Source organism: Spartobacteria bacterium UBA695 (genome assembly GCA_002298145.1).
Lineage (GTDB): Bacteria > Verrucomicrobiota > Verrucomicrobiia > Chthoniobacterales > Chthoniobacteraceae > UBA695.
This window is the reverse complement of record DBMP01000007.1, coordinates 16,007-30,099: the sequence shown is the minus strand read 5'-3', so window position 1 is coordinate 30,099 and position 14,093 is coordinate 16,007. Positions and strand designations below refer to the sequence as shown.

The following is a 14,093-nucleotide window of genomic DNA, read 5'->3' as shown; positions in this document are numbered from 1 at the left end:
AGAAGGAGCGGTGAGCATGGGGGGCGAAACCCCAAGCCCATCTAAAACGGCCCCAAGATAAATCAGGTTCCCTCTTCCGCTTCGAGGGGGGCGCCCAAGGAGAATTAGGTTATTCAAATCCAGCAGATCCGAGTCAACGGACGCATCCGCGCGAAAGAAGTGCGGGTGATCGTCGCATCCACTAATGAGCAGCTTGGCGTGATAAAGCTGCAAGACGCGCTTCGGCGCGCGCAACATTTGGGTCTCGACCTTGTGGAAGTCGCACCCAACGCAAATCCCCCCGTCTGTCGCATTGTGGACTTCGGAAAGTTTCGCTACGAACTGGCGAAGCAGGAGAAGGACAAGAAGCAAAGCGCCAGCCGCCTCAAAGAACTGAAATTCCGGGTCAACATCGACGAGCATGACTATGTGACGAAGATTCGCCGGGGCGAGCAGTTCCTTGATAAGGGCAACAAACTCAAAATCCAGCTCCAGTTCCGCGGGCGCGAAATGGCGCACAAAGACTTGGGCGAAGCCGTGATGCGGCGCGTTCGGGAAGACCTGGCCGGAATGGCCGTCGTCGAAATGCCCGCCAAGCAGGTCGGCAAGAGCATCAACATGACGCTCTCCCCGCTGCCCGCCGCCAAGCGCAAGCGCAAGTACTCCGTGGCCGAGCAGGACGTGGAGGACCTGGAGGACGATTCCGAGCTTCCCGACGAGGAATAGATTTCGCCGGTTTTTTGCTTCCCATAGCGCCCCCGGGGTTCCATGAGCCCCCGAGGGACGGACGGGGAGTCGTGGCGAAACGCCGTTTCACAACGAGGCCGCACGCTTTGAATGAGGGCGTGCGCTTTGGTTTGCCGCGGAGCTTGGGGCCGCTTGAGCTAAGCCGAAGGACGCCGGGCGGTGTAGAGAGCCGTGACAAACGGGCGCTCGACGCGGCCGCCGAAGGTGCCGTCGGCGATTTCGGCGAGGCGGCCCAGAAATTCCGCTCTTTGGTCAGCCGCGAGCGACTTGACCGGTGAAAAGGTGCTGTAGAGCGCGACCAGCTCGTGCGTGTCGTAGGCGCGCGTCCAGCGCCAGGAGTCGGCTTGGGCGTCGGCGAACCCGGCCCGGGCCAGATCGGCCATGCGGGCTTCCCGGTCGAGGGCGAAATGCGGGCGGCCCTGCCCGGTCATCGTGGGGCTTTTGGGGATCCCCCGAAAGAGATGCACCGTGGCGCGGTCAAAAGCGTCGCCGGTATTCTCCCCCGCCCCGAAATGGGTGTTCCACCACATGGCCCACCAGCCGCCGGGCTTGAGCAAGTGGCGTACTTTTTCCAGCGAGGCCGCTTGGTCCAGCCAATGGAAGGCTGCGGCTGAGGCGCCAAAATCAAAGTGGGCGCAGGGGAGCACGACTTCCTCAAACGGCGTCTCGTGAAGCTCCAGCGCGCCGGGGGCGACGGTCCGGCGCAGGTAGGCGGCCAGGCGCGCATCGGGCTCGATGGCGTGCAGCGGGGCGCAACCGGCTTCGAGCAATTTGCGCGTGGCCAGGCCGGTGCCGGGACCAACTTCAAAACTGACGGTTCCCGCGTGTAATCCACAGTGTTCCGTGAGCCGGGCGTAGAGCGCCGCCGGGTACTCGGGCCGGGCGGCGGCGTAGGCCTCGGGGTCGTCGCCAAAGGCATACCGACCGGTGGAGAGCGGGAGCTGGGACATAGCGGCGAAGGAAGGCCGGGAAATATTAGTCGAACTTCACCGAGCCCGGCAGATGCGCCAGGCCGTAGGCGAGGAGCTGCTTGCTGTCGAGCCAGATGCCCGGTTTGTCGCTATGCATGACGACCGAGATGACCTCCCGGTGGTTGCGCAGCGCCGAGGAGACGAGCACCTGCTGCGCCTTGACGGTGTAGCCGGTTTTAAGCCCCGTGCAGCCCTCGAATTTCCACGGCGGGCACCAGAGCAGCTTATTATGATTTTTCAGGATCACCGAGATCCCCTGTGCCGTCACCCAGCGGTATTCGACGGTGCCGACAAGCTGCCGAAAGACCGGCTGCCCCATGGCGGCCCGGGCGATCAAGGCCAGGTCGTGCGGGGTCGTCCAGTGGTTCGGGTTGGGGAGGCCGTTGGGGTTGGCAAAGTGGCTGTTCTCCGCGCCGAGGCTGGCGGCGCGCTGGGTCATCTTTTCCGCAAAGGCCTCGACGCTCCCGGCGTTGTCGCGGGCGAGGGCCATGGCGCTGTCGTTGGCGCTCTTGAGCATCAGCGCGTAGAGCAGCTGGCGGCGGGTGTAGCTTTCGCCAGGGCGGAAGCCGATGGCGCTCGGCTCCACGCGGGTGTCCTCGGGCTGGATTACCACGGGCCGGTCGAGGTCGCCCTCCTCAATGACGAGCAGCGCGGTCAGGATCTTGGTGGTGCTGGCCGGGTAGAAGGCAGCATGGGCGTTTTTTTCGTAAAGCGGCTCCCCGGAAAGGGTGTCGATGACGGTGGCTCCCTGGGCGGCCAGGGTCAGGGGGCCTTTGCCGTCGGGTTCACCGAGCTGGCGGGTGCCTGGTGTGTCGTCCTGCTCCTCGGCGGAAAGCGCCGGGGTGAGGGCGGCTGGGGCCTTGTGGACGCGCCGGGCCTGGGCCGTCGGCTGGGCAAGGACCAGCGCGGCGGTAAATAAAACAGTCGTTAAAGAGCGCGGCATTAGAGCACTTCTCCGTTGAGCATCATCCATGGGACTGGGCTCCGGTTTTCGACGATGGCGTCGTAAATTTCGTTGAGGTTGCCGTCAAACGGGAGGGCGATCAGGTCGGCGTGGGCCCCGGGAGTCAGCTCCCCGAGCTTGCCGGCTTGCCGCAAGGCTTTGGCCGGGTTGATCGTGATGGTTTTCAAGAGGGTTTCGCAGCTCAGCTGCGGATTGGCTTTTCGGGCCAGCTGCATCTCGGTGAAGAGATCGAGGCTGCCGTTGCTGGCGAGGCTGTCCGTTCCGAGGCTGATGGTGACGCCCGCGCGTTCGAGGCGCTGCCAGGCGAAGGGCTTGTGGCTGAAGAAGGCGTGGCTGCCGGGGCAGTGGACGACATGCCAGTCGCCGGGTGTGGCGGCGATGAGCTCGAAGTCCTCGTCGCTCAGTTCATTGGCGTGGGCGAGCAGCCAGCCGGGCCCGATCATGCCGCGCGTGACGGCGGTGTAAAAGGAGGAATGTTGCCCGCAGTCGTCCATGGGCCGCCCAAGCTCGCGGAAAAACTCGTACATTTCCCCCTCGCCCCGGTGGAACATCGCCTCTTCGTCGGCGGACTCGGCGATATGGGTCGTCAGCGGCATGCCGAAGTGCGAGGCGCATTCGGCGCAGATCTGGTAGAGATTGGGCGAAGCGGTGTAGGGGGCGTGGGGGTTGAGGCCGAAGCCGCCGAGCCAGCCCTCGTGTTTTTCGAAAAAGGAGAGCGCCCCGGCGAGCAGGTCCTCGGTGGCGGCGCGGCTACGGATGTCGATGAGCTCCAGGAACCACCAGGTGCGGATGGGCGGGGCGGGCAGGCGGGGCAGCAGCTCGGGGAAGGCCTCCAGGTTGAGCACCGTGGTGGTGCCCCACTGCTGCAGTTCGCGGAATCCGTGGGCGATGGCGGCGAGGTAATCGTCATCGGTCATCTGACGCTTGAGGGCGTTGATGCGGGTGATCCAGCGGGTGAACGACTTCTGCGGGTTGATGGCGTCGCGCAAGGTCGTGTAGTCGAGGTGGCAATGGGCATTGATGAGCCCCGGCAGAAGCACTTGGTCGCCCAGATCGACGACCGGTACGCCCGGGTGGGCCGCAGCGACCTCGGCAAAAGGCCCCACCGCCGAGATAAGCCCTGCGTCGTCGACGGCCACGGCACCGTTTTCAAGGGGAGCGGTGCGAATGGGGAGGGCAAATTTGGCGCGAACGATCATCTTTATTATTTAAAAATGCAGGAGACGGGCTGATTTTTCCCGCTCTTTTTGGGTTTTCTCTGAAAAATTCACATAACGTGAACGTGCGTTAACGCTGTTTGCGCTCATCCGTGGGCACAAGGGCGCGAAGCAGGCAGGGCAAAGAACCCTCCCATCATTTTCTCTCTCTGTTCTCCGTGTTCTCTGTGTAAACCCTAGTCCTTAAGACTCGGATCCACGAGGCGTTCGAGGTACTTGGCCAGCATGTCGAACTCCAGGTTCACCCGGTCCCCGGCCTTGAGGGTGTGGAGATTGGTGACTTCCATCGTGTGCGGGATGAGCCAGATGACGATGCTCGATTCCTTGACCTCCGCTGCCGTCAAGCTGATGCCGTTGACCGAGATGGAGCCCTTGTAGGCTACGTAACGGGCAAAATGGCGCGGAAGCTCGAACTCCAGCCGGTGATCCTGCCCTTGGGGCGTTAGCGAGAGGATGTGCGAGGTGGTATCGACGTGCCCCTGGACGAAGTGGCCGCCCAGGCGGTCGTGGGCCTGCATGGCGCGTTCCAGGTTGACGAGCGAGCCCGGCTTTTGGTCGCCGAGGTTGGTTTTATCGAGCGTTTCGGCCAGGAGATCGAACGAAAGGCGGTTGCCCGTGAGGGTCGTGATCGTCAAACAGCAGCCGTTGACGGCGATGGAGTCGCCTGCTTTGGTGCCCGGGATGACGAGGGCGGCTTCAAGGGTCAGTCGGGCTCCGCCGCCGATGGGCTCCACCGATACGACGTGCGCGGTTTCTTCAACAAGTCCGGTAAACATGCGCTCACTCTAGAACAAAGGCCGATGAGAAAAAAAGAGAATCCCCACGATAAAAAGCACCGGCAGTAGTACGGGAAGGGCGTAACGGAGGAGGTAGCCAAAGAAACCAGGCGTTTCCACCCGGGCCCGCTCGGCAATGGCCTTGACCATGAAGTTCGGGCCGTTGCCAATGTAGGTCATGGCCCCGAAGAAGACGGCGCCGACGGAAATGGCCGTTAGCAGCGCGCCATCCTCGGCGATAAACCGGGCCACACCCGCCGTGTCAAACTCGAACCCGAGAAGGCCCAGCGCCGTGGCCAGGAAGGCGAGGTAGGTGGGGGCGTTGTCGAGCACGCCGGAGAGGAGCCCGGTAGCCCAGTAGAAGTGCCAGGGGGTGTGCAGGCCGAGGGTCGGCGCGTGCTCCCGCAGGTATTCCAGGGCAGGGATCATCGTGGCGAAAATGCCCAGAAACAGCCATGCGACTTCTTTGACCGGCTCCAGGTTGAAGTCGTTGGCCTCATGGATCTCCCGCCGTGTGGTTATCCACGAGCCGAGAGCCGCCGCGACCATGATCCCCTCACGCAGGAAGGCCGGGTGCTTGACGAAGACGGAGCCAAGGATGGCGCCAAGAAAAAGGAGATTGTGCAGGCCCCGGATTTTCCAGTGCCCTTCGGCGGTCTCCCGCTCCCGGATGGCGGCCGGGGCGCGGCGGAAATTGATCGTGTCCCAGACGAAAAAGATGGCCAGCAGCAGCCCGACGCCTACCGCCCATGGCTGCCAGCAGTGCTGGAGCGTCCACCAGAAGGGGACCCCCCTCAGGAAGCCGAGAAAGAGGGGCGGATCGCCAATCGGCGTGAGGCAGCCGGAGACGTTGGAGACCAGGAAAATAAAAAAGGCGATGTGAAAGCCGGTGATCCGGTATTTGTTCATCCGAATCCAGGGTCGGATGAAGAGCATCGAGGCCCCGGTCGTGCCGATGAGGTTGGAGACGACGCTGGCGAACGCCAGAAAAAGGACGTTGGCCCACGGCTTGGCCTCGCCCTTGACGGTGATATGGATGCCTCCCGCCACGACAAAAAGCGAGCCGACCATGGCGATAAAGCTCACGTATTCATGCGCTGTGTGAAGCAGCGGCTCGGTTTCCTCGCGAAAAAGCAGGTAATAGGTGACGCTCAGCGAGCCAAGCCCGACCGCCCAGAAGGCGTAAAAGCGCTCCCAGTGGTGCTTGAAGAGAAACGGCATGGCCGCGATGGCCAGCAGCATGGCCGCAAAGGGGAGCAGCGCGTAGGGAGGAACGGCGTCAGTGGGCATGGTGCCCAGGAGGTTAACCCAGGCTAGGGCTTGGAGCCAAGCTTCTGGGAGGCGGTGCTGATTTTTCCAGGGAGTTCCTTGCTGGCTCCCTCAAGCGCGGCCGCTTTTTTCCAGACTTCAAGCGCCCGCGCGAGGTCGCCCTTGGCGGCGTAGGCATCGCCGAGGTGCTCCAGGACCACCGGGTCCGGCTCCGGGATCTTTTCCACGGCTTTCATGAGGTTAACGATGGCGTGGGTAAAGTCGCCGGTCTTGTAAAAATACCAGCCGAGGCTGTCGAGGAAGGCCCCGTTTTCCGGTTCGTCGGCCACGGCGCGCTGAATGAGTTCCCCAGCTTCCTTAAGGCGCTTGCCATGCTCTAACCAGCTGTAGCCAAGGTAATTGCGTGCCTGGGCGGAATCGTTCGGAGCCAGTGAGATGCTTTTTTCCAGCAGCGTGGCGGCGCGGTCGAGGTCGCCCGCCTGCTCCGCTGCCATGCCGTAGGCGAAGTAAAAGCTGGCGTTGGTCAGGGTCGGCTTGGAGGCGGGGGCTTCGTGCAGGGTTTCTTCGAAAACTGGGAGCGCCTGGGTGTAAAGCCCAGCCTGGGCGAGTGTGGCGGCCAGCGAGTAGGTGATGAGCGCCGTGCCGGGGAATTTTTTCCGGGCTTCCTGGAGGGTGGCGACGGCCTCTTCCTTCTGGCCGAGGCGCATCTGGAGATCCGCGATGCGGAGGTAGACCGGGGCAATGGAGGGGTCGAGTTCGAGCACCCGGCGGTAGGCGTTGAGCGCCTGGTCGATGTTGCCTTCCAGGAGGTGGTTGTCGCCGGTCAGCGCAAAGGTTTCCTTCCGTTCAGGCGCGTCGACGGCCATTTTCTCCAGCACTTTGAGCGCTTCGGGGCGACGGTTGAGGCCCATGAGCGCGCGGGCCAGCTTTTCCCCAAGGGCGAGGGCGTCGCCGCTGGCCGGGTCTTCCTCTTCGCCGATCAATTTGCGCAACAGCGGAATGGCGGTCTCAAATTGCTGGGTTTCGTAGTAAAAATCGGCCGCTTTGCCCGCGATTTCGAGGTCCTGAGGGGCGAGCTTGCGCGCTTTTTCAAAGAGGGCGTTAATGCGGGGCAGCTTTTCCTTCGGCACCGGGGAGCCGTCCTGCGGCTGGTCGAGCTTCAGGCAGAGGTCGCCGAGCTGGGCCCAGAAATCGGCGTCGGGGCTCTTGCTTTTAAGCGCCCGGTCGAGAATGGCCACGGCTTTCTGGGTCTGGTTGGCCTGGGTGTAGAGCTCGATGAGCGCCAGATAGGGGCTGATGTTGTCCGGATTGAGGTCGAGCGCGATCGTGGCGTAGCGAATGGCTAGCGCCGGTTTTTTGAGAAACTTCGCGTAGATTTGCGAGAGGCACAGCGGTGGCAACATCTCGCGCGGGGCGGCCTTGGCCGCGTCTTTGAGGAGACTGATCCCCTCGGAAACCTCCCCGCGGCGCGCCATTTCAAAGGCGACTTTTACGGCCAGATCGGGGTTGTTGGGGTCTGCGCTCAGGGAGCGTCGGTAGGATTCAAATGCGCGGTCCGTTTCGCCGTCCTCCTCGGCGATGAATCCGTCGGCGAAATGCGCAAGGGCCTGAGCCTTGCGCTCGCCCTCCTTGCTCAAAGACAAATCGGTAACGTTCGCCAAAGGTTTGTTTGGCGTGGCTTCCGTGTCGGTCTGGGCCGCTTTGCCATCCGGTTTCGGACGGTATTTGGCCCAGCCATGAGAAAGAAGGGGGCCGGCCAGAATGCCGACCCCGATGGCTAAACGGACTAGAGCGGGACGAATCCATACGGACCAAGGGAGCCTCTGACGGGTGAGTGAAAGGGCTCTCTGTGGTCTCATGGATGCAATTATCCCTGCCTAGCTCTTGTAGCGCAAACGCTTCTTGTGGCGGTTTTCTTTCATCCGCTTACGGCGTTTATGCTTCGCGATTTTGGATTTACGGCGTTTCTTTAAGGAACCCATACGTGACTGCTGTTCTACTTGGCTGGTTAAAAACTAGCTTTTACTAGTAAACGACTTTGTTCAGGGGGTATTCGATGATCCCCTCGGCACCGAGTGCCTTCAGCTGGGGAATGATCTCCCGCACAACCTTCTCATCAATCACCGTTTCCACGGCGACCCACCCACCCTGGGCGAGCTGAGAGATGGTCGGATTGCGGAGCGAGGGTAGGGCATCGAGAAGATTCTGCAATGCCTTTTCTTCGATATTCATTTTGAGGCCGACCTTGTCGCGGGCGTTATGGGCGCCGGTCAAGAGCAGCATGATGTTCTCCATCTTGCTGCGCTTCCAGTCGTCGGCCCACGCGGCATTGTTGGCGATGACCTGCGGGGAGGAGGTCATCAAGGTCTCCACGATGCGCAGTTTATTGGCCTTGAGCGAGGAGCCCGTCTCGGTGACGTCCACGATGGCGTCGACCAGGTCGGGCACTTTCACTTCGGTCGCGCCCCAGGAAAATTCCACTTTGGCTTCGACGCCATTGCATTCCAGGAAGCGCTTGGTCATGCCGATCGCCTCCGTGGCGATGGTCTTGCCTTGCAAATCTTTAACGGATTGGATGGGCGAGGCCTCGGGGACCACCAGCACCCAGCGGGTCGGGGCGCTGCTGACCTTGGAGAACATCAATTCCCCGAGCATCTGCACATCCGAGGCGTTTTCAACAATCCAGTCCCGGCCAGTGAGCCCCATGTCGAGGTAGCCGTGCTCCACGTAGCGGCTGATTTCCTGGGCCCGCAGGAGGCGGATCTCCACCTCGGGGTCGTCGACGGAAGGCTTGTAGGAGCGCTTCGGCACGTTAATATGGAAGCCCGCCTTGCCGAAAAGGGCGAGGGTGGGTTCCTGGAGACTTCCCGAGGGAAGCCCGATTCTAAGGATCTTCTGGCTCATTGAAAAAGGGGAGGAGCCTTTTAGGCGGGTTCGGCCGCCGTGGCGAGTAAAATCTTCGCTTTTACGCAAGAAAACTTCCGCGGAGCCGCTTGTGGCGCGGGTCCGCGTCGCAGAGGGGGCGTTTTGAAAAGGCGGAAACTTTTTTGGGGGTGCCAAAGAAAACCTTTTGACAGCCCGCCCGCTTTTGCTACCTTCCCCACTCGCTTTTACGACCAAAGAGTGAAATTCGAACCCGACACCTGAGTCTGCCGAGAGGCGGATCGGTCCGGGGGTTTTTCGCCCCATGGCTCGTTTGGGCGTAGGAGTTGGCCGCCGCGTTGGGTTGGTTTCATACCGGCTTGTCGAGGTTACCTTCTCCTGCAGGGAAAAGACGCCCATGTAGCTCAGTTGGCAGAGCACGTCCTTGGTAAGGACGAGGTCACCGGTTCAAGCCCGGTCATGGGCTCCCCTCCGCATGAGAAACGCGGCAAGGCGAGCCGGACTTCAACAAACACTTTTAACAATAAAACCTAAACTCAAGAGAACGAGGAGATCCTAAAATGGCTAAGGAATCATTCAAGCGCGACAAACCGCACGTGAACATTGGTACGATCGGCCACGTCGACCACGGCAAGACCAGTCTGACCGCCGCCATCACCACTATTCTCGCCAAATCGGGCAAGGCCCAGGCGAAGAAGTATGACGAAATCGACGCGGCTCCCGAAGAAAAAGAGCGCGGCATTACGATCAATACTGCTCACGTCGAATACGAGAGCGACAAGCGTCACTACGCTCACGTTGACTGTCCCGGACACGCCGACTACGTCAAGAACATGATCACCGGCGCGGCCCAGATGGACGGCGCCATCCTCGTTGTGTCCGCGGCTGACGGCCCCATGCCTCAGACCCGTGAGCACATCCTGCTCGCCCGCCAGGTTGGCGTGCCTGCCATGGTCGTTTTCCTCAACAAGTGCGACCTCGTGGACGATCCCGAGCTCCTCGACCTCGTTGAAATGGAAGTTCGCGACCTCCTGACCCAGTACGAATTCCCTGGCGACACTATCCCGATCATCAAGGGATCCGCCGTCAAGGCCCTCGAAGGCGACGCCGAGGCTGAAAAAGCCATCCTCGCTCTCGTTGACGCCGTTGACGAATACATCCCGCAGCCCGAGCGTCCGCTCGACCAACCTTTCCTGATGCCGGTTGAAGACGTGTTCAACATTGAAGGTCGCGGCACTGTCGCCACCGGCCGTGTCGAACGCGGTATCCTCAAGAAGATGGAAGAAGTCGAGATCGTGGGCATCAAGCCGACGGCCAAGACCACCGCCACCGACATCGAAATGTTCCGCAAGCTTCTCGACGAAGCCCGTGCGGGTGACAACGTCGGCGTTCTGCTCCGCGGCGTCAAAAAAGAAGACATCATGCGCGGCCAGGTTATCGCGAAGCCGGGCACGACCACCCCTCACACCAAGTTCAAGGCCGAAGTTTACGTCCTGAGCAAAGATGAAGGTGGCCGTCACACCCCGTTCTTCAGCAACTACCGTCCTCAGTTCTACTTCCGCACCACCGACGTGACCGGAAGCTGCAAACTGCCGGAAGGGGTTGAAATGGTCATGCCTGGTGATAATGTGACTCTCGAGATCGAGCTGCTCACGCCGATCGCCATGGAAAAGACCATGCGCTTCGCTATCCGCGAAGGTGGCCGTACCGTTGGCGCCGGCCGCGTGGCTGAAATCATCGCCTAAGCGTCCCTTAAAAGACGCCCCAAAGCACCGAAGAACTTAAGGTCAGTAACTCAATTGGTAGAGTAGCGGTCTCCAAAACCGCCTGTTGGGGGTTCGAGTCCCTCCTGGCCTGTTCTTCAAATTAAACTTCATGCTCGCACAAACCAAAACGTTCATCTCCGAAGTCCGCGGAGAGCTTGCCAAGGCAAGCTGGCCGTGGGATCCGAAGGAGAGAGGGTTCAAGAAATACAAGGAACTGGTCGATTCTACGCTCGTCGTGGTCGTCGCCATGCTCATTCTGAGCGGCTATATCGCGCTCCTGGATTTCGTACTCCTGAACGTCGTGGGTGTGCTTACCGGCGGAGGTTGGCAAAAGTAATGGCAAACACGGCACGCAGTCAGTGGTTCGCAGTGCACGTTCTGTCCGGACAGGAACAGAAAGTGCATGACAACATCGTCAAGCGCATCAAGACCGAGGAAATGGGCGATCTCATTTTCGAGGTATTGATTCCCACCGAGCGCGTATCCGAGGTCAAACGGGGCAAACGGACCGAAACCGTTCGCAAGCTCCTTCCTGGCTACCTCATTATCAACATGCACCTGCTCGACGAGCAAAATCAGCTCGTCGACCGCACCTGGTATTTCATTCGTGAAACGACAGGGGTGATCGGCTTTGCGGGAACGAAAGACCGCCCGATTCCCATGCGCGACCAGGAAGTGGAGACGATGCTCGCCCAGATGGCCGAACGCGAAGACACCGTCAAACCGAAGGTCAGCTTCGAAGTCGGCGAAACCGTGAAGGTCGCCGATGGGCCATTCCAAAACCAGAGTGGCGTCGTCGAAGAGATCGACCCCGAACGCGGCAAACTCCGCGTTTCCGTCAGCATCTTCGGGCGTTCCACCCCGGTCGAACTCGAATACTGGCAGGTCGAGCGCTCCTAAGCGTCGCGAACCCAAGCCACCAAATTTTCATCAACCAACCCGCACCCACCTTTTCACATGGCTAAAGAAGTCGTAGGACAGATTAAATTGCAGATTCCCGCCGGCCAGGCGAACCCCGCGCCCCCCATCGGGCCCGCGCTCGGTCAGCAAGGCGTCAACATCATGGCGTTCTGCAAGGAATTTAACGCCACCACGCAGAAGCAGGCCGGAGACATTCTCCCGGTCGTCATCACCGTCTACAAAGACAAGAGCTTCAGCTTCATCACCAAGTCGCCGCCCGCCGCCATTCTCCTGAAGAAGGCCGCCGGGATCGCCGCCGGTTCCAAAGAACCGAACAAGACCAAGGTGGCCAAGCTCACCAAGAAGCAAGTCCTGGACATCGTCAAGATCAAAGCCAAGGACCTCAATTCCCGGAATGATGAAGCCGGTTTCCGCGTTATCGCTGGAACGGCCCGCCAGATGGGCATCGAGATCGAAGGTTAATCAAGCGATTCTCTGAATTCTCTTTTGAGCCGCACCGCGACGTCGGTGCGGCTCTTTTTTTAAACGCGGTCAACGGAAAATTTGTGCAATGGCGAAAAAACCGTTGCGTTTTTCCCCTTAGACCGCATACTCCGCCTTCCAACTTTAACAGCAGGAGGTGAATTCTGCTCCCCTATTGGAGTTCCAAAGGGGGTAAAATCACCGTTCGCACTGCACCAATCTATGGCAACACACAGAAGCAAACGCTATCGCGCCGCCGCCGAAAAGGTGGAGGGAGCCAAGGCGTATCCTTTCGCGGAGGCAATCGCTCTTTTAAAGACACTGCCCGCCGCTAAATTCGACCAGACCGTGACCCTTTCGTTCCGTCTCGGCGTCGATCCCAAGCAATCCGACCAAATGGTGCGCGGCACCACCCCGCTCCCTCACGGCAGCGGCAAAACCGTCCGCGTGCTCGTTTTCGCCCAGGGCCAGGCCGCTGACGCCGCCCGCGAAGCCGGGGCCGAATTCGTCGGATTCGAAGACCTTATCAAGAAGATCCAGGAAGGCTTCCAGGACTTTGATGTCGCTGTCGCCACTCCCGGCGCCATGAGCGAAGTTCGTAAACTCGGTAAAGTCCTTGGACCGCGCGGTTTGATGCCGAACCCGAAGACTGGCACCGTGACCGAAGACACCGCCAAGGCTGTCAAGGAAGTCAAAGCGGGCCGCGTTGAGTTCAAGCTCGACAAGAACGGCAATGTCGCCGTTCCCTTCGGCAAATTCTCCTTCTCCGAGGCAGCTCTTGTTGAAAACGGTTCTGCCGTGATCGACGCCATCATCAAATCCCGGCCTTCCTCGGCCAAGGGCACCTTCGTGCACAACGTCACGCTCGCCGCGTCCCAAACGCCGGGCATCAAGGTTGACGCCTCCTCGTTCTCCAAAACCGTATAACACGAGCCGCACATCATGAGACCCGAAAAAGTCACTATCGTTGAAGATTTGCAGGCGAAGCTGAACGCCTCGCCCTTCGTGTTGGTCACGGATTACACCGGCCTGCGCGTTGATCAATTTTCCATCCTTCGGAACCGCCTTGCCGAAATCGGCGCGGAGTACCGGGTGGTCAAAAACACCTTCCTGCGCCGTGCGCTGAGCCAAATCGGCCTCCCGGACATCTCGTCTGATCTCAAAGGCCAGACGGCCATCGTGATCGGCGATAAAGACGTCGCCGCCGCCGCCAAGGTGCTGAAAACTTTCGTTGGCGAAGCCAAAAAGCCCGAGATCAAGATCGGTGTCGTGGATAACCTGGTCGTGAGTGTTGACCAGATTAACTCCATCGCCGACCTCCCGAGCCGCGAAGTCCTCCTGGCCACCCTCCTGGGTGTCCTTCAGGCCCCCGCTGGTCAACTCGTCCGCCTGCTCAACGAACCGGCCTCCGCGCTGGCTCGCGTGCTCAAGGCGAAGAACGAGGGTGCCGAAGCTCCCGCCGCAACCGAGGGAGGCGAAGCCGCCGCGTAAGCGAAGGCCCGCAATTCCTACAAAAGAACCTTTTTTGCGGGAGGAACCCTCCCGCGAGAAAACACCAAGTAAAACAACAAACTGGTTCCTCGTCGGGCGAACGGCCGTTCGCCTTAAACCACCGGAAGCCTCCGGTCAACGACGACACCGAAACATACAATGGCTGATATTAACGCAATCGTCGACCAACTCAGCGGCCTCACCGTCCTGGAAGTTGCTGAACTCGTCAAATCTCTCGAAACCAAGTGGGGCGTTAGCGCCGCGGCTCCCGTTGCCGTCGCCGCTGCTCCCGCAGGTGCCGCCGCGGCGCCCGTGGAAGAAAAGACCTCCTTCGACGTCGTTCTGAAGGAAGTCGGTGGCAACAAGATCGGGGTCATTAAGGAAGTCCGCGCTGCGGTTTCCGGCCTCGGCCTCGCTGATGCCAAAGCCCTCGTCGAGAGCGCCCCTAAGACCATCAAGGAAGGCGTGACGAAGGAAGAAGCCGAAGAGATCAAGAAGAAGATCGAAGCGGCTGGCGCCAAGGTCGAAATTAAGTAATTTCGAAAAAATCGATCCTTTTGTGCGTGCGGCAAGCGAAAAAAGGCTTGCCGCACGCCTGCTTGTCTTTTAGTTTAGACGCCCAATTTTTCCCTGGGGAGCACGCACTT

Annotated in this window: 16 protein-coding genes and 2 tRNA genes; 10 read left to right on the top strand and 8 right to left on the bottom strand. The window is 60.4% G+C overall.

Translation table 11 applies throughout. The features are described 5' to 3' along the window. The first annotated feature begins 111 nt into the window (after positions 1-111). Positions 112-705, top strand: coding sequence for a translation initiation factor IF-3 (gene infC, locus B2828_RS03585; RefSeq protein WP_479632369.1), 594 nt, complete (start codon positions 112-114; stop codon positions 703-705). A 158-nt stretch (positions 706-863) separates the two neighbouring features. On the opposite strand, the gene B2828_RS03580 is transcribed toward infC, so the two are convergent. From B2828_RS03580 to hisG, 8 genes are all read right to left on the bottom strand, one after another. After that, positions 864-1,676: a class I SAM-dependent methyltransferase gene (locus B2828_RS03580; RefSeq protein WP_479632318.1), complete on the bottom strand. Its 813-nt coding sequence runs from the start codon at positions 1,674-1,676 to the stop codon at positions 864-866. A gap of 25 nt (positions 1,677-1,701) precedes the next feature. Continuing rightward, the gene (locus B2828_RS03575; RefSeq protein ID WP_479632317.1) at positions 1,702-2,640 is read right to left on the bottom strand and encodes a D-alanyl-D-alanine carboxypeptidase family protein; all 939 of its coding nucleotides are present in this window, start codon (positions 2,638-2,640) and stop codon (positions 1,702-1,704) included. Then, entirely contained in the window at positions 2,640-3,860 is a 1,221-nt protein-coding gene (locus tag B2828_RS03570; protein ID WP_479632316.1) for an amidohydrolase family protein, read from the bottom strand. The genes B2828_RS03575 and B2828_RS03570 overlap by 1 nt, the downstream gene beginning before the upstream one ends. Positions 3,861-4,054: 194 nt before the next feature. After that, positions 4,055-4,654, bottom strand: a complete 600-nt coding sequence (locus tag B2828_RS03565) for a riboflavin synthase (protein WP_479632315.1) — start codon at positions 4,652-4,654, stop codon at positions 4,055-4,057. A gap of 9 nt (positions 4,655-4,663) precedes the next feature. Continuing rightward, a complete protein-coding gene (locus tag B2828_RS03560) occupies positions 4,664-5,944 on the bottom strand; it encodes a sodium:proton antiporter (protein WP_479632314.1) in 1,281 nt (426 codons plus the stop codon). Positions 5,945-5,967: 23 nt separating this feature from the next. Beyond that, positions 5,968-7,566, bottom strand: coding sequence for a tetratricopeptide repeat protein (locus B2828_RS03555; protein ID WP_479632313.1), 1,599 nt, complete (start codon positions 7,564-7,566; stop codon positions 5,968-5,970). Between the two features lie 234 nt (positions 7,567-7,800). Next, the gene (locus B2828_RS03550) at positions 7,801-7,905 is read right to left on the bottom strand and encodes an AURKAIP1/COX24 domain-containing protein (RefSeq protein WP_479632312.1); all 105 of its coding nucleotides are present in this window, start codon (positions 7,903-7,905) and stop codon (positions 7,801-7,803) included. A 43-nt stretch (positions 7,906-7,948) separates the two neighbouring features. Further along, positions 7,949-8,827, bottom strand: coding sequence for an ATP phosphoribosyltransferase (gene hisG / locus B2828_RS03545; protein ID WP_479632311.1), 879 nt, complete (start codon positions 8,825-8,827; stop codon positions 7,949-7,951). Positions 8,828-9,199: 372 nt separating this feature from the next. On the opposite strand from hisG, the gene B2828_RS03540 reads away from it, so the two are divergent. The 9 genes from B2828_RS03540 to rplL all read left to right on the top strand — a co-directional run bounded on the left by B2828_RS03540 (position 9,200) and on the right by rplL (position 13,983). Beyond that, positions 9,200-9,272 (top strand) — tRNA-Thr (locus tag B2828_RS03540). Between the two features lie 94 nt (positions 9,273-9,366). Continuing rightward, positions 9,367-10,551: an elongation factor Tu gene (gene tuf, locus B2828_RS03535; protein ID WP_479632310.1), complete on the top strand. Its 1,185-nt coding sequence runs from the start codon at positions 9,367-9,369 to the stop codon at positions 10,549-10,551. 39 nt (positions 10,552-10,590) lie between these two features. Then, positions 10,591-10,663, top strand: a tRNA-Trp gene (locus tag B2828_RS03530). An 18-nt stretch (positions 10,664-10,681) separates the two neighbouring features. Beyond that, positions 10,682-10,909, top strand: a complete 228-nt coding sequence (gene secE / locus B2828_RS03525) for a preprotein translocase subunit SecE (protein ID WP_479632309.1) — start codon at positions 10,682-10,684, stop codon at positions 10,907-10,909. After that, a complete protein-coding gene (nusG, locus tag B2828_RS03520; RefSeq protein ID WP_479632308.1) occupies positions 10,909-11,472 on the top strand; it encodes a transcription termination/antitermination protein NusG in 564 nt (187 codons plus the stop codon). Before secE ends, nusG begins: the two co-directional genes overlap by 1 nt. Positions 11,473-11,529: 57 nt before the next feature. After that, positions 11,530-11,955: a 50S ribosomal protein L11 gene (gene rplK / locus B2828_RS03515; RefSeq protein WP_479632307.1), complete on the top strand. Its 426-nt coding sequence runs from the start codon at positions 11,530-11,532 to the stop codon at positions 11,953-11,955. Positions 11,956-12,177: 222 nt separating this feature from the next. After that, positions 12,178-12,882, top strand: coding sequence for a 50S ribosomal protein L1 (rplA, locus tag B2828_RS03510; RefSeq protein WP_479632306.1), 705 nt, complete (start codon positions 12,178-12,180; stop codon positions 12,880-12,882). A 15-nt stretch (positions 12,883-12,897) separates the two neighbouring features. Continuing rightward, positions 12,898-13,446 (top strand): 50S ribosomal protein L10, encoded by a 549-nt coding sequence (gene rplJ / locus B2828_RS03505; RefSeq protein WP_479632305.1) that lies wholly within the window; start codon positions 12,898-12,900, stop codon positions 13,444-13,446. Positions 13,447-13,605: 159 nt separating this feature from the next. Continuing rightward, positions 13,606-13,983 carry a 50S ribosomal protein L7/L12 gene (rplL, locus tag B2828_RS03500; protein ID WP_479632304.1) on the top strand — a complete coding sequence of 126 codons (378 nt, stop codon included), beginning with the start codon at positions 13,606-13,608 and terminating at the stop codon, positions 13,981-13,983. Positions 13,984-14,093 lie beyond the last annotated feature (110 nt).

Coding starts and splice junctions, on each gene's coding strand:
- B2828_RS03575 (WP_479632317.1), bottom strand. CDS start 2,640: ATGCCGCGCTCTTTAACGACTGTTTTATTTACCGCCGCGCTGGTCCTT.
- rplL (WP_479632304.1), top strand. CDS start 13,606: ATGGCTGATATTAACGCAATCGTCGACCAACTCAGCGGCCTCACCGTC.
- rplJ (WP_479632305.1), top strand. CDS start 12,898: ATGAGACCCGAAAAAGTCACTATCGTTGAAGATTTGCAGGCGAAGCTG.
- rplA (WP_479632306.1), top strand. CDS start 12,178: ATGGCAACACACAGAAGCAAACGCTATCGCGCCGCCGCCGAAAAGGTG.
- B2828_RS03580 (WP_479632318.1), bottom strand. CDS start 1,676: ATGTCCCAGCTCCCGCTCTCCACCGGTCGGTATGCCTTTGGCGACGAC.
- secE (WP_479632309.1), top strand. CDS start 10,682: ATGCTCGCACAAACCAAAACGTTCATCTCCGAAGTCCGCGGAGAGCTT.
- B2828_RS03570 (WP_479632316.1), bottom strand. CDS start 3,860: ATGATCGTTCGCGCCAAATTTGCCCTCCCCATTCGCACCGCTCCCCTT.
- rplK (WP_479632307.1), top strand. CDS start 11,530: ATGGCTAAAGAAGTCGTAGGACAGATTAAATTGCAGATTCCCGCCGGC.
- B2828_RS03565 (WP_479632315.1), bottom strand. CDS start 4,654: ATGTTTACCGGACTTGTTGAAGAAACCGCGCACGTCGTATCGGTGGAG.
- tuf (WP_479632310.1), top strand. CDS start 9,367: ATGGCTAAGGAATCATTCAAGCGCGACAAACCGCACGTGAACATTGGT.
- hisG (WP_479632311.1), bottom strand. CDS start 8,827: ATGAGCCAGAAGATCCTTAGAATCGGGCTTCCCTCGGGAAGTCTCCAG.
- B2828_RS03560 (WP_479632314.1), bottom strand. CDS start 5,944: ATGCCCACTGACGCCGTTCCTCCCTACGCGCTGCTCCCCTTTGCGGCC.
- B2828_RS03550 (WP_479632312.1), bottom strand. CDS start 7,905: ATGGGTTCCTTAAAGAAACGCCGTAAATCCAAAATCGCGAAGCATAAA.
- nusG (WP_479632308.1), top strand. CDS start 10,909: ATGGCAAACACGGCACGCAGTCAGTGGTTCGCAGTGCACGTTCTGTCC.